The sequence below is a fragment of the Streptomyces sp. YKOK-I1 genome (assembly GCF_054660435.1).
The window spans coordinates 9,196,241-9,216,453 of record NZ_BAAGDR010000001.1 but is presented as its reverse complement, the minus strand read 5'-3'; the positions used below and the strand labels follow the sequence as shown (position 1 = coordinate 9,216,453).

Below are 20,213 nucleotides of genomic sequence, written 5' to 3'. Positions count from 1 at the left end.
GGTGCGTTGTGGCTTGTCGCGCAGTTCCCCGCGCCCCTGGAGGGGCGCTACCCGTCACGGTGTTGCATGAGGGCCGTCGGGGCGCTCGCTTCGGTGGGTCACCATTTCGCGGCTCAAGGTCTCCGTCTCCTCCTCGGGAAGGCGTTCGAAGCCTTCCTCTGTGATGACCGAGACGATCGGGAAGATGCGGCGGCTGATGTCGGGGCCGCCGGTGGCGGAGTCGTCGTCGGCCGCGTCGTAGAGGGCCTGGAGTGCCGTGAGGGCCGCCTCCCGGCGGGACATGTCCGCACGGAACAGCTTCTTCAGGGCGCCCCGGGCGTACGGGGAGCCGGAGCCCTCGGCGTGGAAGGGGGCCTTCTCGTAGAGGCCGCCGGCCACGTCGAAGCTGAAGATACGGCCCCTGGCGCCCTCGGGCGCGGAGAAGTCGTAGCCCGCGAGGAGGGGGACGACGGCGAGGCCCTGCATGGCCTGGCCGAGGTTCTGCCGGATCATCGTGGCGAGCCGGCGCGCCTTGGCGCCGAGGGTCATCGGGATGCCCTCGACCTTCTCGAAGTGGGTCAGCTCCACCTGGTACAGCTTCACCATGTCCAGGGCGAGGCCGACGGTGCCGGCGAAGGCGACGGCGGTGTGGTCGTCCGCCGGGTGCACCTTCTCCAGGTCGCGCTGGGCGATGAGGTGGCCCATGGTGGCGCGGCGGTCGCCCGCGATCAGGACGCCGTCGCGGTAGGAGAGGGCGAGCACCGTGGTGCCGTGCGGGAAGGCGTCGGGGGCGGCGCGGACGCCGTCGGGGAACGGCGGGCGGGTGGGGAGCAGTCCCGGGCGGTGTGCCGCCAGGAACTCGGTGAAGGACGAGCCTCCCGGTGTGAAGAACTCCTCGGCCAGCCGGCCTTCTTGCCCACGGTCCGCCGCCATGCCACTCCCCCTCGCCCGCCCCGGTCGCCGACATCCCACTACCTACCTGCGTCCGGCGGCCGGGAAACACATGTACGGCTCACCGGCTCTTCGGTGACCGGTGCGGCGGCTGGGCGGGGGCCGGGCGGACCGGCGCGGGCGGCACGGGGCGCACCACGGGGCCCTCGCCGTTCACGATGAGGGGTGTGCCGTGGTGGCGGATCGTCAGGGGGCCGCCGGAGAGCAGGGTGTACGTCGCCTTGTCGGGGCCGATCTCCACCCGCAGCCGGCTGCCGCGCAGCTGGACGCTGAACGCGAGCCGGCTGAACCGCTCGGGCAGCCGGGGGGCGAAACGCAGGCCGGTGCCGTCGCGGCGCAGTCCGCCGAAGCCGGCCACCAGGGCCGTCCAGGTGCCGGCGAGGGAGGCCATGTGCAGTCCGTCGCGGGTGTTCTGCTCCAGGTCGGCCAGGTCCATCAGCGCGGCCTCGGCCGTGTAGGCGTACGCGAGGCGCAGATGGCCGGCCTGCGCGGCGATCACGGCCTGGCAGCAGGCCGACAGCGAGGAGTCGCGGACGGTGAGCGGCTCGTAGTAGGCGAAGTTGCGGGCGAGCTGCTCGTCGTCGAAGTGACCGTCGCAGGTGTACATCGCGAGGACCAGGTCGGCCTGTTTGACGACCTGCTTGCGGTAGAGGTCGAAGTAGGGGAAGTGCAGCAGGAGCGGGTACTGGTCGGGGCGCGTGCCGGCGAAGTCCCAGCGCTGGTAGCGGGTGAAGCCGGCGTGCTGTTCGTGCACGCCGAGTTCGTGGTTGAAGGGGAGGTGCACCGCCTCGGCCGCGTCCCGCCAGGCGGCGCTCTCCTCCTCGTCCACGCCGAGCCGGGCCGCCGCCTCCGGCTGGCGTTCGACGGCGTCGGCGGCCGCGAGGAGGTTCGCGCGGGCCATCAGGTTGGTGTACGTGTTGTCGTCGGCGACCGCGCTGTACTCGTCGGGGCCGGTGACGCCGTCTATGTGGAAGGTGCCGTGGATGTCGTGGTGGCCGAGCGAGCGCCACAGCCGGGCGGTCTCCACCAGCAGTTCGACGCCCGTGTCCGCTTCGAAGCCGAGGTCGCCGGTGGCCGCCACGTACCGTACGACGGCGTCGGCGATGTCGGCGTTGACATGGAAGGCGGCGGTGCCGGCCGGCCAGTACGCGGAGCCCTCGGAGCCCTCGATGGTCCGCCAGGGGAACGCGGCGCCCCTCAGGCCCAGTTGGGCGGCGCGCTCCCGGGCGGCGGGCAGGGTGTTCTGCCGCCAGCGCAGCGCCTCGGCGACGGCGTCGGGCGCGGTGTAGGTGAGCAGGGGCAGCACGAAGGTCTCGGTGTCCCAGAAGGCGTGTCCGTCGTAGCCGGAGCCGGTCAGGCCCTTGGCGGGGATGGCGCGCTGCTCGGCGCGGGCGCCCGCCTGGAAGACGTGGAAGAGGGCGAAGCGGACGGCCTGCTGGATCTCCTCGTCGCCGTCGACCTCGACGTCGGCGCGCGCCCAGAAGTCGTCGAGGCAGGCCCGCTGTTCGTCGAGGAGGCCCTGCCAGCCGCTGTGTCCGGCGGCGGCGAGGGCGGCCTCGACCTGGTCGCTCATCGCGGGCCGGGAGCGGGCGCCGGACCAGCCGTGCGCGACGAGCTTCTCCACCCGCAGCGTCTCGCCCGGCTCCAGCACGGAGGTGACGGTCAGCCGGGCCACGTCCACGTTGCTCTCGCTGCTCGTCGTGGTCCGCCCGGGTCCGGTGACGGTGTGGTCGGCGGCGACGGCCACCCGCAGTCCGCTGCGTCGCGTCCGGTGCACCAGGCGCAGCCGGTTGCCGACGGCGACGTCCTCCTCGGGCTCCAGGGGCGACTTCAGGGCGCGGGCGGCCCGTGGGTCGCCGTCGGGGTCGGGCAGGCTCTCGTTGGCGACCAGTTCGGACTGGATCACCACCCGGGAGCGGCCGCCGACGGCCTCCACCTCGTAGGCGACGGCGGCGACGGCCCGCTGGGCGAGGGAGACCAGCCGGGTCGAGCGCACCCGGACCGTGGTGCCGGCCGGGGAGGTCCACTCGCAGCTGCGCTCCAGGACACCGCGCCGCAGGTCCAGCACCCGCTCATGGGCGACGAGGCGGCCGTAGCGCAGGTCGAAGGGCTCGTCGTCGACGAGGAGCCGCAGGACCTTGCCGTTGGTGACGTTGATGACGGTCTGTCCGGACTCCGGGTAGCCGTAGCCCGCCTCGGCGTAGGGCAGGGGGTGCAGTTCGTGGACGCCGTTGAGATAGGAGCCGGGCAGGCCGTGCGGTTCGCCCTCGTCGAGGTTGCCGCGCCAGCCGACATGCCCGTTGGACAGGGCGAAGACCGACTCGCTCTGGGCGAGCACATCGAGGCCGAGCTCCGTCTCGCGCACGCACCACGGTTCCACGGTGTACGAACGGTGGGTGATCACGCCTGCCCTCCCCGCTCCTGAAGGTCCGTGAGGTCCTTGAGGTCCTTGACGACGACGTCGGCGCCGTGCGCGTACAGCGCGTCGGTCTGTCCGACGCGGTCAACGCCCACGACGTACCCGAAGTTCCCGGCCCGCCCGGCGTCCATCCCGGCCAGCGCGTCCTCGAAGACGGCCGCCCGGGACGGCGGGACGCCGAGGTCGCGGGCGGCGGCGAGGAAGGTGTCGGGGCGCGGCTTGCCCGGCAGATCGCGTTCGGCCGCCACGAGCCCGTCGATCCGTACGTCGAAGAGGTGCTCGGCGCCGATCGAGCGCAGCACGTCCCGGGTGTTGGCGCTGGAGGAGACGATCGCCGTGCGCAGTCCCCGCGCGCGGGCCGCCTCGATGTACTGGAGGGTGCCGTCGTAGGGCTGGACGCCCTCGGAGCGGATCCTCGCCAGGAGGATCTCGTTCTTGCGGTTGCCGAGGCCGTGGACGGTGAGGGCGTCGGGCGGGTCGTCGGGCCGGCCCTCGGGCAGGTGGACGTCCCGGGAGGCGAGGAAGGTGCGTACGCCGTCCGCGCGGGGGCGGCCGTCGACGTACTCGTCGTAGTCGTCCGCGTCGAACGGGGTGAATCCGTCGCCCTCGCGCGCGTGCAGGAAGGCGTCGAAGGTCTCCTTCCAGGCGGCCGCGTGCACCACGGCTGTCCGGGTGACGACCCCGTCGAGGTCGAAGAGGCAGGCCTGGATGGTTTCGGGGAGGCCGAGCGTCGTCGTCATACAGGGTCCGGTTCCCCGGGATCCGCGCCGGTATGACGGCAGCCGTGGGGATCAGTCGTGGGGGAAGGAGTGGTGCTCGTGCGCGATCAGCCAGCGGCCGTGCTCCTTGCGCAGGCCGAAGGTGAGGCGCAGCCGCAGGCCGGGGCTCTCCGCGAGCTCCCGCGGTGTTCCGCAGCGCAGCAGGGCGTGCGCGTAGGCGACGTCGTGTCCCGCGGTGACGTCGAGGGTGTCGATGTCGAAGCGGGCGCCCTGGGCCTGCCAGGCGAAGAACGGGGGCCAGCAGGCGCGGTAGGCGGCCAGGCCGCGGATGCCCTCGTGCGGTGCCGGTACGTCGTACATGACGAGGTCCTCGGCGTGGCCCGCGAGGACGGTGTCGAGGTCCCCGCGGTGGACGGCGTCGGCCCAGCGGGTGATCAGGGTGCGGATCTGCGTCTCGTCGTCGGACACGGTCGCCCTCCTTTCCCTGCCTGTCGTTGCCTGTCGTTCTCCATGGGTCTCCTTCCAGGAGACTGCGACACTCTGCTGTGTGCTCACTTTCGACGATCTGCTGCGCCGGGCCCGTTCCCTCGCCGGGGCCGGCCGGCCGCGCGCGCTCCTCGGGATCGCCGGCAGCCCCGGTGCCGGCAAGACGACCCTCGCCGAGCGCCTGGTGCGGGAACTGAACGCCGACGGCGCGCCGTGGGCGGCGCATGTCCCGATGGACGGGTTCCATCTCGCCGACGCCGAGCTGGAGCGGCTCGGCCGCCGGGACCGCAAGGGCGCGCCGGACACCTTCGACGCGGCCGGGTACGCGGCGTTGCTGCGCCGGCTGCGCGAGGAGACCGGGGACACCGTGTACGCGCCGGGTTTCGAGCGGGTGCTGGAGCAGCCGATCGCGGGGGCGGTGCCGGTGGAGCCGGCCGTCCGGCTGGTCGTCACGGAGGGGAACTACCTCCTCCTGGGCACGGGCGCGTGGGCCCGGGTGCGGGCCGGGCTGGACGAGGTGTGGTTCGTCGAGTCGGACGAGGAGGAGCGGGTACGGCGGCTGGTCGCGCGGCACGAGGAGTTCGGCAAGGGGCACGAGGAGGCGGTGGCGTGGGTGATGCGCAGCGACCGGCGCAACGCCGAGCTGGTGGCGGCCACCCGGGACCGTGCGGATCTGCTGCTCGGGCCGGCTGTCGGCGGCCCGGCTTAGCCGCGGGGGCGCGGCCCGGGCGCGGCGGGATCTGCTGGTGCCCGGCCCGGTGACGGCCGGGATCCTGAGCCCGGGCGGCGGACGTACGCCTCGCCCGGGACCGTGCGGCCCCGGGCGGCGTCGCGGCCCGGTCTGGGCTTCCTGGAGCACCGGTGCGGGCTCTCGCCCGCCCCCGACTGCTGCCCGGACGCCCGGCTCCGGTCAGTGGCCGGCGGTGGCGCGCAGCGTCAGCTGCGGCTCGGCGTGCGCGTCCTGCGGTCCGAGGACGGCGGTGAAGGCGTCCGTGGTCACGGTCAGCCCGTCCGGCGTCCACGCCACGGACACGCGGGAGGGCTCCTCCGTGCCGTAGCGCACCGCGAAGACGTGCAGGTCGTCGGGGGCGTCGGCGATCGGACCGGCCTCCAGGGCGCTGGAGCGCACCAGGTGGGCCCAGCCCTGGTCGGGGTTGCCGTAGCCGCGCGGGTCCTCCGCGAGGGCGAAGGCGGCCTGCTCCTGGGTCAGCCCGGCGCGGGCGTCGAACCGGTCGGGGCCCGTGCCCTCGGGGTGGGTCAGGCGCAGGGTGCCGGCCGAGGCGACGGGCGCGTGCGCCGTACGGCGGACCCGGTCGCCGTCGTCCTCGGCGTAGGGCAGGCCGGCCAGCAGGTAGGGGCTGCCGTCGAGGCGTTCCACGGCGACCGTCGTCCACAGGGTGCTGCCGTCGGTGACGTACAGGGAGCGCACATGGCGCAGGACGTGGTCCCGGCCGACGACGGGCTTGGTGACCAGCTTGGCGGTCAGCCCGTCGGCGCGGACGTCGCGGACCCGGACCTCGCCCATGGGACGGCACAGCAGGAAGCCGTCGGTGACGGGTCCGAAGCCGTGCTGGCGGTCGACGGCGGCGGGCAGCAGATAGGTGCCGGCCGCCTCGATCACGGCCGGGGTCATCCGGTCGTCGAAGGCGACGGAGACCGTTTTGGACCGCAGCTGGTGCCGTGCGGTCCCGGTGGACGGCTCCCGGTGCCAGGGGGTGGTGTCCTGGATCTGCCAGACCAGCATCCACGCGAAGTGGCCGTCGACCCCGCCGTCCGGCTTGACGGCGTGCCGGGCCCAGCGGCTGTCGCCCCGGTAGCGGCCCAGGTCGGAGCCGATGCGGGCGCCGAAGTAGCGCAGGCCGAGCACGGACTCGAAGGCGGAGTGCTGCTCGCTGTAGCGGGGGCCGCCGTTGTCGAAGCCGCCGTTGGTCAGCCGGGCGTCGAGGTAGCGGGCGAGGGCCTCGCCGTCCTCGGCGAAGACGTCCTCGCCGCTGATCCGGTGGGCCTGGGCGAGGAAGGAGAGCGAGATCGGGCCGTAGTTGTTGTCGTAGGCGCCGCCGTGCTCGGGGGGCAGCAGGGCGCCCCGGTCGGCGACCCGGTGGGCGCGGATCCTCGTCTCGTACAGCTCGAGCGCGCGGGAGCGGACGCGTTCCCCCTCAGCGCCGGGCAGGTGGCGGGCGAGCATGAGGCCGCCGACCACACAGCCGATGGCCTGGTTGCCGGCCTCCTGCGGGTTGAAGAAGGTGGCCTCGGTCAGCCAGTTCCAGTAGCCCCGTGCCACGTCGAGCAGCTGGGCGCGCAGGCCGGCCTCGACCAGGCTCTCCGGTGAGTCGAGGAGGTTCACGGCCTGGAGCAGTGCCCACGCGGTGCTCGGCCAGTCGCCGATGGGGTGCGCGCCCGCCTCGAGGACGTACCGGGCGTAGGGCAGACCGGAGTCGCGGACCCTGAGGTTGGGGTAGCCGGGGTTGTCGTCCCGGTAGACCCGCTCGCGCAGATGGAAGGCGAGGCTGCGGCGCACCGCCTCCGGCAGCCTCGGGTCCCCGGTCCGCTGCCAGGCCAGGGCCAGCAGCGAGGTGATCCCGAGGGAGGTGTCCCCGATGTCGTCGGCGCAGTCGGGGTGTTCGAGGTTGCCCTCCGGCGTGATGCGCCGCAGGGCCTGCTCGACGACGTCGGCGAGGACGGCGTCGTAGGCCTCGGGGCTGTCCGGCAGGTCGTGCAGCGGGCCGCGCTGGTGCGTGAGGTGCACGGGTGGGGACGTGTGGTGCACGGGAAATCAATCCTTCATGCCGGGGGTGGCCATGGCGTGGTGCGTCGGGGTCACTCGACGGGCGCGGGCCGGTGGGCGCGCAGTGCGACGGTCAGGGTGTGCGGGCCGAGTCCGCCGAGGTAGAGGCGGTTCCCGGTCGTCGCGTCGGTGCCGCCCACGACGGTGTGGTCCTGACCCGGGTCGTACCGCAGGACGTCGCTGCGGTCGGGCCCGGCGAGCGGTTCGCCCGACTCGACGTCGGCCTCGATCCGGATCTCGTCGTCACCGGCCCGGTAGGTCACCGGCCCCGTGGTCAGGCACCAGCGCCCGTCGCCGATCGGTACGGCGCCCCGCGGCACACCTCCCGGCCGGAAGGTCAGTTCGAGGGCCCAGGGCACCGGTGGCCCGCTGATGTCGATCCGCAGGTCGGCGCCGTCCTCCCGCAGGTCCACCTCGACGCGGGTCGTGTGCGCGACCTCGTCCCGGGGCCGGTCCGGGAAGGCCATCGCGGCCGAGAAGCGTCCCTCGTCCGCCATGCGGTAGGCGCCGTCGTCCTGTCGCCTCTCCGGCGGCAGCGGCTGGTAGTAGGCGGCCGTGAGGGTCTCAGTGAGCAGGTACCGGTGGTCGGCGGACACCTGCATGTCGGCGGCGCGGAACGGGCCCAGGTCGAAGAATCCCCGGGAGAGGCGGACCGCGTCGAGGACCGCGTCGCCGGCGAACAGGCGCAGGAAGGTGGGGTTGCAGGCGAGGCCGGAGCGGATGCGCCGGTGCCCGGGCACGTCGGAGCCGCAGTACACCACGGTGTGCGCGGTGGCCGAGGCGTGTGCGGCGAGGCGCGCGGTGGTGAGGTACCGGGCCCGAGGAAGGGTCTCCGCGGCCGGTGCCGGCAGGACGCGGCACAGGTCCGGGGTGAGGAGGGTCTCGGCGAGCAGGCCGGGGTCGTCGATGCCGTCGGCGGCCGCCAGCCGTGCCGCCCGGCTGAAGTCGCCCCGTCCGGTGCGGATCGCGAGCAGCCGGTAGTGCGGCAGGTAGGGCGCCAGCGGGAACGGGTGGTGCTGGTCCTGGCGTCGCGAGTGGACGGTCTCCACCGTGCCGTCGGGCCGGATGAGGTCCAGGGTGGTGGCGAGATGGCGTTCTACGGCGTCCAGCAGGTCGGCGCGGCCGAGCACGGCGGCGAGCAGGAGCAGCGAGGGGTTGGACACATGGGCCGCGTAGTTGGCGCTGCGCTCCGAGTACAGGCCCTCCGCGTCGATGTCGACGCCCTCGGCGAGCCACTCCTCGACGCGGGCCGGGAGCCGGTCGTCCGGGAACGACCGGTGCAGCCGGGCCAGTGCCGCGCAGAGCTCCCAGCGGTGGTTCGGGGTGTGCACCCCGCCGGTCAGGAGGGGGCCGAGGGCGGCGCCGGCGATCTCGGCGAGCGCGGCCGTGACATCGCGCAGCTCCGGGCCCGCGCCGGCGGCGAGGACATGCGCGTCGCACACGTCGTTGACGGTGAACGCGGAGTCCGGCGGCGACTGCACGTTGTCGCCGCCGGCGAAGAGTCCGGTGCCGGTCTGCGTGGCCCGCAGGGCGCGCAGATGGGTCGTCGCGGCGGCGACGGCCCGCCCGCTGCCGTGCAGGGCCGAGTCCGGGGAACGGTACGCCGCGACCAGGGTCTTCACCCGCCGGGCCAGCACGCGGTGGGTCACACCCTCGGGTTCCTCGTCCGGGTCGGCCGCCAGCGGGGCGGCCGACCGGTCGGCGGCGCGGGCGACCGCGCGGACGAACTCGTGGTCGAGCGGGGTGGGCAAGGTCAGTCCTTCAGTCCCGCGTTGATGTCGGCGCCCATGACGTAGCGCTGGAAGACCAGGAAGACGGCGATCAGCGGGATCATGGAGATGACCGAGGCGCCGAGCAGGACCGACCAGTTGATGTTCTGTGCGCCGACGATGCTCTGGATGCCGATCTGCACGGTGAACTTGTTGGGGTCGTTGAGCATGAGGAGCGGCCAGATGTAGTCGTTCCACCGCCACTGGAACGACAGGATGGCCAGGGTCAGCATGATGGGCCGGGAGAGCGGCACCATGATCCGCAGGAAGATCGACAGTTCGCGGGCGCCGTCGATGCGTGCGGCTTCCACCAGTTCGTCGGGAACCGTCAGGAAGAACTGGCGGAACATGAAGCATCCGGTCGCGGTGAGCACGGCCGGGAGGATGATGCCGGCGAACGAGTTGTAGAGGCCGAGGTTGCGGACCACCAGGAACTCGGGGGCGAGCATGACCTCGGACGGCAGCATCGTGGTGGCCAGGATGCAGACGAAGAAGACCTTGAGCCACTTGTTGTCGTACTTGGCCAGCGCGTAGCCGGTGCAGCAGCTGACGCCCACCGTGAGGATCGTCGTGATCACGCACACGATGGCCGTGTTGATGAAGTACTGCGAGAAGTTGGCGCTGTCCCACGCCGCCTTGAAACCCGACAGGGTGGGGTTGTGCGGAATCAGCGTCAGCGGATAGGAGAACAGGTCGCTGGCCGGCTTGAGGGAGCTGAGGATGAACCACAGCACCGGAAACCCGTACAGGCACGCCATGATCCACAGCAGTGTCGTCGCGGACACCGCCTGCCGGAGACCACCGGTGGCCGCCCCACGGGGGCGCTTCTTGGAGACGGGCCGTCCGGGGCCCTTGTCGACCGGGCGTGGGATGTCTGTGGTTGTCATCGGTTCTCCACCCGCCGGTTGACGATCAGCTGGATGATCGCGACGGCCATCAGGATGAGCATGAGCACGAACGACGCGGCGCTCGCGTAGCCGATCTGGCCCCGTTTGAAGCCGGTCTCGTAGATGTACTGGACGAGCAGGTTGTTCGACGTGCCGGGTCCGCCGTTGTTGAGGGCGACGAACACCGGGTATTCCTTCATCGCGTTGATCGTGTTGAGCAGGATGACGATGAACGAGGTGGGCGCGATGCTCGGCAGCGTGATGCTGAAGAACTGGCGCCACGGGCCGGCGCCGTCGAGCGAGGCGGCCTCGTAGTACGACACCGGTACGTTCTTGATCGCCGCGATGAACAGCAGCATCGTGAAACCCGTCCAGGCCCAGGCTGCCGCCATCACCACCACGAGCAACGAGAGGTCCGCGTCCGACTGCCACGGAACGGCGCTTCCGCCGAGCTTCTCGATGACGTAGTTGACCAGTCCGAAGTTCTCACCGAACATCCACCGCCACAGGACACCCACGACGATGGGCGACAGAAGCCAGGGGATGAAGAAGATGACGCGGGCGACCGAGCCGCCCTTGGCGTGCTTGCTCACCACCAGGTTGGCGGCGAGCAGCGAGACCACGAAGTTCAGCGGTACGAAGAGCACGGTGTACAGCAGCGTCCGGGACAGTGCGTCGTAGAACGTGGAGTCCCCGAACAGGTTGTGGTAGTTGTCCAGTCCGATGAACTGGAACGCCCCCACACCGGTGTAGTTCGTGAACGAGTAGATGAGCCCGATCACCGCCGGCCAGACGAAGAACAGCGAGAAGAGCACGACATTGGCCGCGATGAGGACGAGCGGCGCAAGCGTGTACTTACTGCGTCTCCTGGGCGGGCTCGTGGACACGTCCGAGGCGCGTTTTGTCATCTTCCTGTCTCCGTGCTGGTGGATGGGATGGCGGTGGGCTCGGGCCATGAGCCCGGCATCACGTGGGCGGCCAGGGCCGGGCGGCGGTGTCGGGACACCGCCGCCCGGCCCTGTGGCCTACGATGCGCCGCCGACCTGCTGGTTGTAGCCGGCCACGATGTTCTCCAGGGCCTTCTCGGCGGACTGCTGACCGTTGATGGCCTTGCCGAGCTCCGTCTTGGTCGGGTCCTCGGTGAGGCTCTTGCCCTTCAGCACCCAGTTCGTCTGCGCGCTGTTGAAGTAGCCGGAGATCGGGGCGTAGAGCGGGATCTCCTCGTTGTACAGCTTGAACGCCGCCTGCGCCGCCTCGGACTTGAAGGGGTACGTCGGGTTCAGACCGCTCTCGACGGGCAGGAAGCCGGACGTCTCGCAGAGGGTCTTGTAGTGGGCCGGCTCGTACAGCCAGGACAGGAACTTCTTCGCGGCGGTGGCGCCCTCCGCGTTGTTGTTGAAGCCCACCGTCATGCCGCCGCTGTTGACGTCACTGGCCTGGACCGGCTGGGCGGGGGTCGGGACGCTCGCCCACTCGAACTTCTTGATGCTGTCCGCGAAGGAGGCGACCTGCCACACGCCGGACCAGTAGGCGACGACGTCACCGCTCTGGAACATGGCCGACGGGTCGGCGCCGCTGGTCCACACCGACTTCGGCATGGTCTTGTCGTCGTTCCAGCCGACGAAGGTGTTCACGGCCTTCTTGGTCGCCGCGTCCACCGAGAACGTGCCGGAGGAGTCCGCGTGGACGTACTGGCCGCCCATCTCGTACACCATGGCGCGGAGCCGGGACGGCGACTGGTCGAAGGTCAGGGAGTACTTGGCCTTGGTCTTCTCGCGGACCTTGTTCGCCGCCGCGATGAACTCGTCCCAGGTCCAGGTCTTGTCGGGCGAGGTCGGGAAGGAGACGCCGGCCTTCTCGAAGAGCGACTTGTTGATGAACATGCCGGACGCGGTGACGTCCGAGGGGATGGACAGCACCTTCCCGGACGAGTCCTTCGCCAGGAAGTTGGCGTTGATGTTGTTGCTCTTGTTGTTGGCGATGGAACTGAGGTCGATCAGCTTGCTCGACCAGATCGGGTCCAGCGCCGGCACCGCCGCCACGTCGGGCAGGGAGTTCGCCTGGGCGGCGTTGTGCAGCTTCGTCGTGTACCCGTCGTACGGGATGTTGACGAGCTTGACGTTGACGCCCTCTTCCTTCTTGTACTGCGCGACCAGCTTCTTCCAGCCCGCGTCCTGCCCCGGAACGGTGGAGATCCAGAACGTCAGCGACTTGGCGTTGCCACCCGATTCCGATCCGCCTCCGCAGGCGGTGAGCATCAGGGCACCTGCCGTGGCCACGGCAGCGAGGGGAACCAGGCGGCCTATGCCGCCGAGTCGGCGGGAGCGCCGCACACCCACAGTGGTCATCTTCGATCCCTTTTTCGTCGTAGGGGACGGAGCACGGCGCCGATCGATGCGGCACGGGTGCATTTTGCAGGAAATTTCGCTTCCCGGGAGCGCGGCCTCGCCCGGCCGCGTCGCCTTGGCGGGAGGGATCCCCGGCCATGAGGGCCGTCGTCGCACAAGCACGCCCTCGTGCGGCTGCCGTACTTCACGTACGGGCGGGATGCTCAACCCGAGTCGGCGTCCCGGCCGACTTAGAAAGCGCTTGTCCGGACATTGGCAGATCGAGTCGGAGGCCGTCAATCCTTCCCCCCCGCGGCCTCGGTCACGGTTTGGACTCCTCGGCTGACCGCGAGCCGGGCGGCGCCCACGACCGTGCCGAGATCCCCGACCGTGCTGCTGACCACTTCGGTCGGCCAGCTCAGCCGGGCCAGCTCGGCCCGCACACCGGGCAGCACCTGCGGGTCCGCGCCGGTGCTGCCGCCCAGCACGATCAGGCCGGGGTCGAGGACGGCGGTCACGGCGGCGGCGAGCCGGCCCACATCGGCGGCATGGCGGTCGACGACGGCACGGGCGGTGGCCCGGCCCTCCCCGGCCAGCACGAAGAGCCGGTCCGTGGTGCGCGGGCAGGGCCCGTCCCGGTCCGCCCAGGCCTCCTTGGCGCGGCGCAGCAGCGAGCGGGCCCCGATGTACTCCTCCAGGGCCTCCCGGCGCGGCTCACGGCCGTCGTCCCAGGGGTAGGGCAGCCGGGCGAGCTCACCGGCGGCGCCGTTCGAGCCGCGCAGCACGTGGCCGCCGACGACGATGCCGAGACCGATACCGACGCCGATCCGCAGATAGCCGAAGGTGTGCCGGCCGCGGGCCGCGCCCTCGTGCAGCTCGGCGAGCGCGGCGCAGTTGACGTTGTTCTCCAGGTGCACGGGGACGCCCTGGGGCAGGGCCACGGCCATCGCGTCGAAGACCGGGCCGGCCTTGGCGGTGGCCGGGCGCATCCCGCTGCCCTGGAGGTCCCGTGCGGTGACATCGCCGACGGCGACCACGATGGAGCGCAGCGGCGCGCCCGCGGGCAGTGCGGCGAGCGCCTCGCGTACGGCGTGCGCGGCGTCCTTGCGGGGGGCGGTGGCCTCGGCGAGCAGGGTGCCGTCCAGGGCGCAGCCCCTGACCCGGGTGTACGCGGGGCCGAGGTCGACGGCCAGGACGGCGCCGGCTACGGGGCCGAGGCGGTATACGGCGGCGGAGCGGCCGGTGCCACTGGAGGCGGTGCCGGAGTGCGCGGCGAGCCGGGCCCCCTCCAGTTCCGCCACGGCGGAGGAGACCGTCGGCTTGGAGAGCCCCGCCAGGCTGGCCAGCTGCGGCCGGGTGGCCCTGCTCGCCTGGGCCAGCACGGCGAAGACGGCGCTGGCGCTCTCGGTCAGGCGGGGGGCTTCCGCCACGTCGTGTTCCACAGTTTCCCCCACACGGGTACCGGGCCGCGCACCCGGCCGATCGGTTCGGCGGACTGCGGCGAAAGGATGCGACGACGGCGCGCGTTCCCGCCCCGCGACGGCCCGGGAGGGTCCGCGGAGGTCGAGTGCGCGACTTCTCTTGACGCACTGTACTTCGTTAGTTAACTTCCTAACGAACTTCACGGTACTCGCCTGCCGTGCTCACCAGAAGCCCGTCCCGGGGCTTCCCTAGTTCACCAGAAAAACGCAATTCCGCAGGTCACGGTTCGCCCACCGTCGCAGCTCGATGCAACGACGAAAGAGGATCCGTGCAGGACTCTCCCCCTTCGCGCCCCCTCGTGGTCGGCGTCGACGTGGGCGGTACCAAGACGCATCTCCGCGCGATGGCGGGTGATGACGTCGTGGCCGACCGGGTCGGGCCGAGCAGCGGCTGGCGGCCGCACGACACCGCGGCCGCCGCCCGTTGGCTGGCCCGGCTCGTCCACGAGTCGCTGCCCCCGGGCGTGCGCCCCGACGCGCTCGCCGTGGGGGCGCACGCCTGCGAGACCCCCCGGCAGTGCGCGCAGATCCGCGCCGCCGTTCAGGACCTTCTCGGCGTTCCCGCGCACATCGTGGGCGACGCCGAGCTTCTCGTGCCCGCCGCGGGACTGGACAAGGGGGCCGGCCTGGTGGCCGGCACCGGTTCGGTCGCGGTGGGCCTGCTGCCCGACGGCACCCCCGTGCAGGTCGGCGGCTGGGGCGCGGTCCTCGGCGACGAGGGCGGCGCCGCCGGCCTGGTCCGGGAGGCGGCCCGGGCCGTATGGGCCGCCCACGACCGCGGTGAGGAGCCGGACGCCCTCGCGGCCGGTCTCGTCGCCGCGTTCGACGTGCCCGAGGTGCCCGCGCTCGGCGCGGCGCTGGAGGGCGCGCAGAGCGCCTCCGCCGAGTGGGGCCGGCACTCCCCCGTGGTCTTCGCGGCCGCCGACGCCGGCTCCGCGCTCGCCCGTGCCGTGATCGCCGAGGGGGGCGGGGCGCTCGCCGCGCTCGTCGCCCGGCTCGCCGCCCGCGGGGTCCCGGTCGACGACGTGGTGGTGGCGGGTGGCACGATCCTGCACCAGCCCGCGCTCTTCGAGGCCTTCACCCGCGCGCTGCGGGCCGCCGTGCCGGGAGCGCGCGCACGGCCGCTGACCGGGCCGCCGGTCCTGGGTGCGGTGGCGCTCGCGCGGGCGCTGCTGTGAGAGACGACGCTCCCGCGAGAAACCGCGCTCCTGCGAGAAACCGCTCTCACGTTCACCCGCAGGACATGTACCGGTCGCCGGGCCCTCGCGGAAGCGACACAGCCCGGCCGTAGATCTTCGCTCGTACGCGTCATCCGGCTCAGGAGTCGTCATCAGGCCCACGAGCCGCACGTGATCACATCTCTTCCCTCTGGCCCCCTGGCCGCAGAACTCAAGAGAGGCACACCCATGCCGTCACCCGCCGGGCTCCACTCCCCCTCGGCCGTGAACAGAAGGCGTTTTCTGAAGGTCTCCTTCGGCGGCTCGGCGGCCCTGGTCGCCGCGCCGACGCTGGTCTCCTGGCTGGGCGCCGCCGACGCCAAGGCCGCCACGAGCCCGCTGCCGTTCGTCGACGACTACAAGACGAACGTCCTGACGAACCTCACGCCCGAGACCAACGCCGTGGTGCGGGTCCTCGGCGGCTTCGCCCAGATATGGAAGACCGGCTCGGCCTGGAACACCGGCACCCCGCTGCGGCCGGAGATCCTGCGCGCCAACATGCGCTACTGCGCCGCGCTCACCGGCGCGCGCACCGAGGCTCAGGGCCGGGAGGCGTTCGTCTACGACCGCCAGCACCAGAGCTACGCGATGATCGCGGGCCTGGGCACCCTGGCCGACCTGTACAAGGCCGGTTCCCTCGCGGTCACGTCGATCACCAGCGCGCCGGACACCACGCCCGCGACGACGATCAGCGACGCCGTGCCGGCCGGCGCGCCCGCCGGTTCCGCGCTCGGCGCCGGCTCGTACACCTCGGACCTCGGTCTGGTCGCCAAGCTGGTCGACACCGTGCGCGGCCCGTACGCCTCGGGCAACCCGGGCAAGTACGCCTTCCAGTACCCGCGGCCGTGGCGCATGAACGAGGACAGCGAGGTCGTCGACACCGGGACGACCGACGCGCTCGGCTACCCGGTCTACGACTCGAAGGTCGTCGTCGTCCCCCAGCTGCTGCGCCAGCGCGGCACCTCGGCGACCGACGACGGCGGTTTCCCGAGCGGCCACACCAACGCCTTCCACCTGGCGGCGCTGGCGTTCGCGTACGCCGTGCCCGAGCGGTTCCAGGAGCTGGTGGCCCGCGCCCTGGAGCTCAGCCACACCCGGATCATGTCCGGCATGCACTCCACGGTCGACGTCATGGGCGGCCGCATCATGGCCACCGCGCTCGCCGCGGCCACCCTCGCCGACCCGGCCAACGCCGACCTGAAGGCCGCCGCCCGCGCCCAGGCCCTCGCCTACTTCACCGCCAGGACGGGCACGACGGCCGACACGCTGTTCGCCTACGCCCACGCGGACGCCTCCGACAAGTACGCCGACCGGGACGCCAACCGGCGGGCCGCCGAGCCGCGGCTGACGTACGTCCTGGAGCGCCAGGGCCGCACGGAGCCCCTGACCGTGCCCAAGGGCGCCGAGGTGCTGCTGGAGACCCGCCAGCCGTATCTGACCGCCGAGCAGCGCCGCGAGGTGCTGCGCACCACCGCGCTGCCCTCCGGGTACGTGCTGCTGGACGGCTTCGAGCAGTGGGGCCGGCTGAACCTGTTCGCCGCCGCCGACGGCTACGGCGCCTTCGACTCCGACGTGACGGTCACCCTGGACGCGGCGAAGGGCGGCTTCCACGCGGCCGACGCCTGGCGCAACGACATCGAGGGCGACGGCTCCCTCACCAAGCGCGGCTCCGGCACGCTCACCCTGACCGGCCACAACCGCCACCACGGCGGCACGGTCGTGGAGGAGGGCACCCTCGTCGCGGGGCACGCGAACGCGCTCGGCCAGGGCGACGTCCGGCTCACCGGCGGTACGGTCCGCGCGGAGCAGCCGGTGCGGGTGCGGGGCACCTGGACGCAGTCGAAGGGCGCGACGCTGGAGCTTCCGCTGCGCCACGACCACAGCGCCGCGCTCACCGTGTCGGGCCGGGTCACCCTCGGCCAGGGCTCGGTGCTGTCGCTGCGCCTGGACGACAAGCAGCCCGCCCGCGCCGGGGACGTCGTCCCGGTGATCGACACCTGCGCGCTGCGCGGCCAGTTCGACAAGGTGGAGCTGAACTCCGCCACCCTGCGCGCCGTACCTGTGTACACGGCGGACGGTCTGTCGGTACGACTCCTGAAGCGGTAACGCCCCTGAAGGCGGGAGCCGGTGCACAGTGGCCCTGTGGCCACCGCGGACCGCTCCCGCCGAAGCCCCGCGGGTGACACCGCGGGGCACGCGATGAAGCACACCCAGCACACGGACACGGTCCCGCGACCGGTCACCGGCACGGCGGCGGCAGGCCCGCGCCCCCCGGCCCCGGCACGCCGCAGAGCCTGGCTCGTACCGCTGCTCGCGGGCCTCCTCCTCGCCCAGATGGCGGCGGTGATGGTGACCACGGCCGTGCAGCAGACGCCGACCATCGACGAGCCGGTCTATGTGGCCACGGCCGCCGACTATCTGCACGAGCACCGGATCCGGTACAACCCGGAGCACCCGCCCCTGGGCAAGCTGGTCGTGGCGGCCGGTGTGGCCCTCGCCGACCCGCACGTGGACCCGGACTTCACCGGCGGCCAGACCGCCGCGGGCCGGCATCTGCTCTACGAATCGGGCAACGACCCCTGGCGGCTGATGCTGTGGGCGCGTCTGCCCGTGATCGTCCTGACGCTTCTGTTCGGGCTCGTGGTGTTCGCCTTCGCCCGTGATCTCGCCGGGCCGGTCCCGGCCCTGGCCGCGCTCGCCCTGTACGCCTTCTCCCCCGATGTGATCGCGCACGGCTCGCTGGCGACGCTGGACGTCCCGGCGGCCGGTTTCCTGCTGACCTCGGCCTGGCTGCTGTGGCGGGCCCGCCGCTCCGGACGGGCCCGGCGGTACCTGCCGCTGGCCGGGGCCGCGCTCGGCGCCGCCCTCGCCACGAAGATGAGCGCCCTGCCCGCCGTACCGGTGTGCGGGGCGCTGGCGGCCTGGTCGGTGGGACCGCGGCGGGTGCGCCGGGCGGCGGCCGCGGCGGCCGTGGTGGCGGTGACCGCCGTGGCCGTCGTCTGGCTGACATATCTCGTGGTGGACCCCCGGCTGCGCTGGGATCCCCGGCAGACGCACGTCCCCGTGGTGCACGGGCTGCGCGGGCTGCTGGTCCGGCTGCTGCCCCTGCCGGAGGCGTACCGGGACGGCATGCAGATGCAGTTCGGGCTGGAGAACCAGACCTGGTCGGGGTTCCTGTTAGGGCACGTGTACTCCGGGTCGCGCTGGTACTACCTGCCGGTCGCGCTGGTGGTGAAGACCCCGCTCGGCATGCTCGCGCTGTGGGCGGCGGGCGCGGCCGCCCTGGTGGCGGTACGGCGGCTGCGGCCCGCGGCGCCGTACGTCCTGGTCCCCGCGGCGGTCCTGCTGGCCGCGGCGATGACCGGGTCGCGCAACTTCGGTACCCGGTACGCGGTGTTCCTGCCCATGTTCCTGGCGGTGGCCGGCGGCTGCGTCCTGGCGGTGCGGTGGCGGTGGCGGCGGGTGGCGACCTGGACGCTGGTGGCGTTCGTCGCCGTCAGCTCGCTGCGCACGTTCCCCTATTACCTGCCGTACTCCAACGAGGCGTTCGGCGGGCCGGCGAAGACGCGTCTGCGGCTGCACGACTCCAACGTGGACTGGGGCCAGGACCTCGGCCGGCTCGCGGTCCGGCTGCGCGGACGGTACGCGGGCGAACGGATCTGGCTCGTCTACAAGGGCAGCGGAGTGCCCTCGTGGTACGGCATCCACTCCTCCGATCCCCGGCACGCCCCGCTGCGCTCGGTGCACGGGGTGGTAGCCGTGTCGGACTCGGCCGTGGCCCGGGCCAGGGGGCGGCTCGCCCGGCTGATCCGGTCCAGCCACGAGGTGGACGAGGTCGGTCACTCGATCACGATTTACCAGCGGTGACGGCCGGCGGGGTGTGCGACGGGCAGGGGCTCGGGCACGCTGTCCCGCACGCTCCGTGAGCTATGTTGAGCTGCGTGGGAGACAAAGGAGGCGCATCGGTGCCATCGCCGCAACAGGCACGCGCACAGGCATCAGCGATCACCTCGGGCAAGACGGATCCCGAAGCGGAGGTGTCCCCGACCTCCCGGCTCCGGGCCCTCTTCGACGGGCCCCATCTGTCACCGGGACAACGGCGCATCGCCCAGTACCTGATCGAGCACATCACCGAGGCGGCGTTCCTGTCGATCACCGACCTCGCCGACCGCGTGGGGGTCAGCCAGCCCTCGGTGACCCGGTTCGCCGCTGCGGTCGGCTTCAGCGGCTATCCCGCGCTGCGCGAGAGGCTCCAGTCGATCGCGCTCGGCACCCTGGCCGGCGGGCCCGCCCCGGACGAGGCGAACCGCAGCAACGAGCTCCAGGCGGCGGTCGACGCGGAGATCGAGAACCTGGAGAACCTGCGGCGGGACCTGTCCGACCCGGACCGGGTGATCGAGGTCGGGCGGGCGCTGTCGCAGTCGACGCCGCTGACCATCCTGGGCCTGAGGATCTCGGCCTCGCTCGCCGAGTACTTCGCCTACGCCGCACGCCGGGTCCACCCCGACGTCCGGCTGGTGACCCGGGGCGGCAGCGTCGCCTACGACGCTCTGCTGCAGTCCCGGGAGGCGGGCGGGACCTGGGTGCTGGCGTTCTCGATGCCCCGGCACGCGCAGGAGACGCTGACGGCGGTACGGGTCGCGCGCAGCGCCGGACTGAAGGTCGCGCTGATCACCGATCTGGCCCTCGGCCCGGTGGCCGACGAGGCCGACGTCACCTTCGCCAGCGGCACCGGCTCCCGGCTGGTGTTCGACTCCTACGCCGCCCCCGGCGTGATGGCCGCCGCGCTGCTCCAGGCCATGACCGACGCGGGCCCGGAGCGCACCCAGGCGCGGCTGGAGGAGTACGAGCAGATCGCCGAGCAGCACCAGTTCTTCCTGCGCGAGTGAAACGGCCACCCCCGGCCGCCCCGACCACCCCCCTCCCCCGGAAAAGGGCAGAGGGATCATTGCGGGCACTTCGCACATGAATGTTTTCATACGCCTTGCAAACCCGTCGGTATATATAAATACTGCTCACGGCCGCACCCGCCCGCTCAGGGCTCCTGTACGGGCACCCGAAGCCGTCGTCCCCTACCCACGTCGGCGCCCAGGGTGCTCGGGGCGCCGCTCGCGCGAGCGCCCGTGGCGGCCTCGGTCATCCCCTGGACCGGGGCCGCCCCACCCCGTCGGACCACCCGTCCCGACGCCGCAC

The 20,213-nt window shown here is 72.4% G+C and carries 15 protein-coding genes; 5 read left to right on the top strand and 10 right to left on the bottom strand.

Going from position 1 to position 20,213, the window contains the following annotated elements; all coding sequences use genetic code 11:
* Positions 1-54: 54 nt before the first annotated feature.
* The 4 genes from prcB to ACYQ8Q_RS41050 all read right to left on the bottom strand — a co-directional run bounded on the left by prcB (position 55) and on the right by ACYQ8Q_RS41050 (position 4,536).
* Positions 55-912, bottom strand: coding sequence for a proteasome subunit beta (gene prcB / locus ACYQ8Q_RS41065; protein ID WP_460072037.1), 858 nt, complete (start codon positions 910-912; stop codon positions 55-57).
* A gap of 79 nt (positions 913-991) precedes the next feature.
* A complete protein-coding gene (locus tag ACYQ8Q_RS41060) occupies positions 992-3,334 on the bottom strand; it encodes a glycoside hydrolase family 65 protein (RefSeq protein WP_460072035.1) in 2,343 nt (780 codons plus the stop codon).
* Positions 3,331-4,089 carry an HAD family hydrolase gene (locus tag ACYQ8Q_RS41055; RefSeq protein ID WP_460072033.1) on the bottom strand — a complete coding sequence of 253 codons (759 nt, stop codon included), beginning with the start codon at positions 4,087-4,089 and terminating at the stop codon, positions 3,331-3,333. Before ACYQ8Q_RS41055 ends, ACYQ8Q_RS41060 begins: the two co-directional genes overlap by 4 nt.
* 51 nt (positions 4,090-4,140) lie before the next feature.
* Positions 4,141-4,536: a YybH family protein gene (locus ACYQ8Q_RS41050; protein ID WP_460072031.1), complete on the bottom strand. Its 396-nt coding sequence runs from the start codon at positions 4,534-4,536 to the stop codon at positions 4,141-4,143.
* A 79-nt stretch (positions 4,537-4,615) separates the two neighbouring features.
* On the opposite strand from ACYQ8Q_RS41050, the gene ACYQ8Q_RS41045 reads away from it, so the two are divergent.
* Positions 4,616-5,263, top strand: a complete 648-nt coding sequence (locus ACYQ8Q_RS41045; RefSeq protein ID WP_460072029.1) for a nucleoside/nucleotide kinase family protein — start codon at positions 4,616-4,618, stop codon at positions 5,261-5,263.
* A 201-nt stretch (positions 5,264-5,464) separates the two neighbouring features.
* Here the strand turns inward: ACYQ8Q_RS41045 and ACYQ8Q_RS41040 are convergent, their stop codons facing one another.
* From ACYQ8Q_RS41040 to ACYQ8Q_RS41015, 6 genes are all read right to left on the bottom strand, one after another.
* Entirely contained in the window at positions 5,465-7,300 is a 1,836-nt protein-coding gene (locus ACYQ8Q_RS41040) for a hypothetical protein (RefSeq protein ID WP_460073703.1), read from the bottom strand.
* Positions 7,301-7,371: 71 nt separating this feature from the next.
* A complete protein-coding gene (locus ACYQ8Q_RS41035; RefSeq protein ID WP_460072027.1) occupies positions 7,372-9,090 on the bottom strand; it encodes a hypothetical protein in 1,719 nt (572 codons plus the stop codon).
* Between the two features lie 2 nt (positions 9,091-9,092).
* A complete protein-coding gene (locus tag ACYQ8Q_RS41030) occupies positions 9,093-9,995 on the bottom strand; it encodes a carbohydrate ABC transporter permease (RefSeq protein ID WP_460072025.1) in 903 nt (300 codons plus the stop codon).
* Entirely contained in the window at positions 9,992-10,903 is a 912-nt protein-coding gene (locus tag ACYQ8Q_RS41025; RefSeq protein WP_460072023.1) for a carbohydrate ABC transporter permease, read from the bottom strand. Before ACYQ8Q_RS41025 ends, ACYQ8Q_RS41030 begins: the two co-directional genes overlap by 4 nt.
* Positions 10,904-11,020: 117 nt before the next feature.
* Entirely contained in the window at positions 11,021-12,343 is a 1,323-nt protein-coding gene (locus tag ACYQ8Q_RS41020) for an ABC transporter substrate-binding protein (RefSeq protein WP_460072021.1), read from the bottom strand.
* A gap of 275 nt (positions 12,344-12,618) precedes the next feature.
* Complete coding sequence (locus tag ACYQ8Q_RS41015; RefSeq protein WP_460072019.1) at positions 12,619-13,752, bottom strand: ROK family protein; 1,134 nt, start codon at positions 13,750-13,752, stop codon at positions 12,619-12,621.
* A 395-nt stretch (positions 13,753-14,147) separates the two neighbouring features.
* Between ACYQ8Q_RS41015 and ACYQ8Q_RS41010 the strand changes: the two genes are divergently transcribed.
* The 4 genes from ACYQ8Q_RS41010 (at position 14,148) to ACYQ8Q_RS40995 (ending at position 19,909) form a co-directional block, all read left to right on the top strand.
* On the top strand, positions 14,148-14,981 hold the full coding sequence (locus ACYQ8Q_RS41010) for a BadF/BadG/BcrA/BcrD ATPase family protein (protein WP_460073702.1): 834 nt from the start codon (positions 14,148-14,150) through the stop codon (positions 14,979-14,981).
* Between the two features lie 228 nt (positions 14,982-15,209).
* Positions 15,210-17,126 (top strand): phosphatase PAP2 family protein, encoded by a 1,917-nt coding sequence (locus ACYQ8Q_RS41005; protein WP_460072018.1) that lies wholly within the window; start codon positions 15,210-15,212, stop codon positions 17,124-17,126.
* Positions 17,127-17,219: 93 nt separating this feature from the next.
* The gene (locus ACYQ8Q_RS41000) at positions 17,220-18,887 is read left to right on the top strand and encodes a phospholipid carrier-dependent glycosyltransferase (protein WP_460073701.1); all 1,668 of its coding nucleotides are present in this window, start codon (positions 17,220-17,222) and stop codon (positions 18,885-18,887) included.
* 98 nt (positions 18,888-18,985) lie between these two features.
* Positions 18,986-19,909: a MurR/RpiR family transcriptional regulator gene (locus tag ACYQ8Q_RS40995; RefSeq protein WP_460072016.1), complete on the top strand. Its 924-nt coding sequence runs from the start codon at positions 18,986-18,988 to the stop codon at positions 19,907-19,909.
* Positions 19,910-20,213 lie beyond the last annotated feature (304 nt).

Coding starts and splice junctions, on each gene's coding strand:
- prcB (WP_460072037.1), bottom strand. CDS start 912: ATGGCGGCGGACCGTGGGCAAGAAGGCCGGCTGGCCGAGGAGTTCTTC.
- ACYQ8Q_RS41055 (WP_460072033.1), bottom strand. CDS start 4,089: ATGACGACGACGCTCGGCCTCCCCGAAACCATCCAGGCCTGCCTCTTC.
- ACYQ8Q_RS41030 (WP_460072025.1), bottom strand. CDS start 9,995: ATGACAACCACAGACATCCCACGCCCGGTCGACAAGGGCCCCGGACGG.
- ACYQ8Q_RS41025 (WP_460072023.1), bottom strand. CDS start 10,903: ATGACAAAACGCGCCTCGGACGTGTCCACGAGCCCGCCCAGGAGACGC.
- ACYQ8Q_RS41020 (WP_460072021.1), bottom strand. CDS start 12,343: ATGACCACTGTGGGTGTGCGGCGCTCCCGCCGACTCGGCGGCATAGGC.
- ACYQ8Q_RS41010 (WP_460073702.1), top strand. CDS start 14,148: ATGGCGGGTGATGACGTCGTGGCCGACCGGGTCGGGCCGAGCAGCGGC.
- ACYQ8Q_RS41005 (WP_460072018.1), top strand. CDS start 15,210: ATGCCGTCACCCGCCGGGCTCCACTCCCCCTCGGCCGTGAACAGAAGG.
- ACYQ8Q_RS41000 (WP_460073701.1), top strand. CDS start 17,220: ATGAAGCACACCCAGCACACGGACACGGTCCCGCGACCGGTCACCGGC.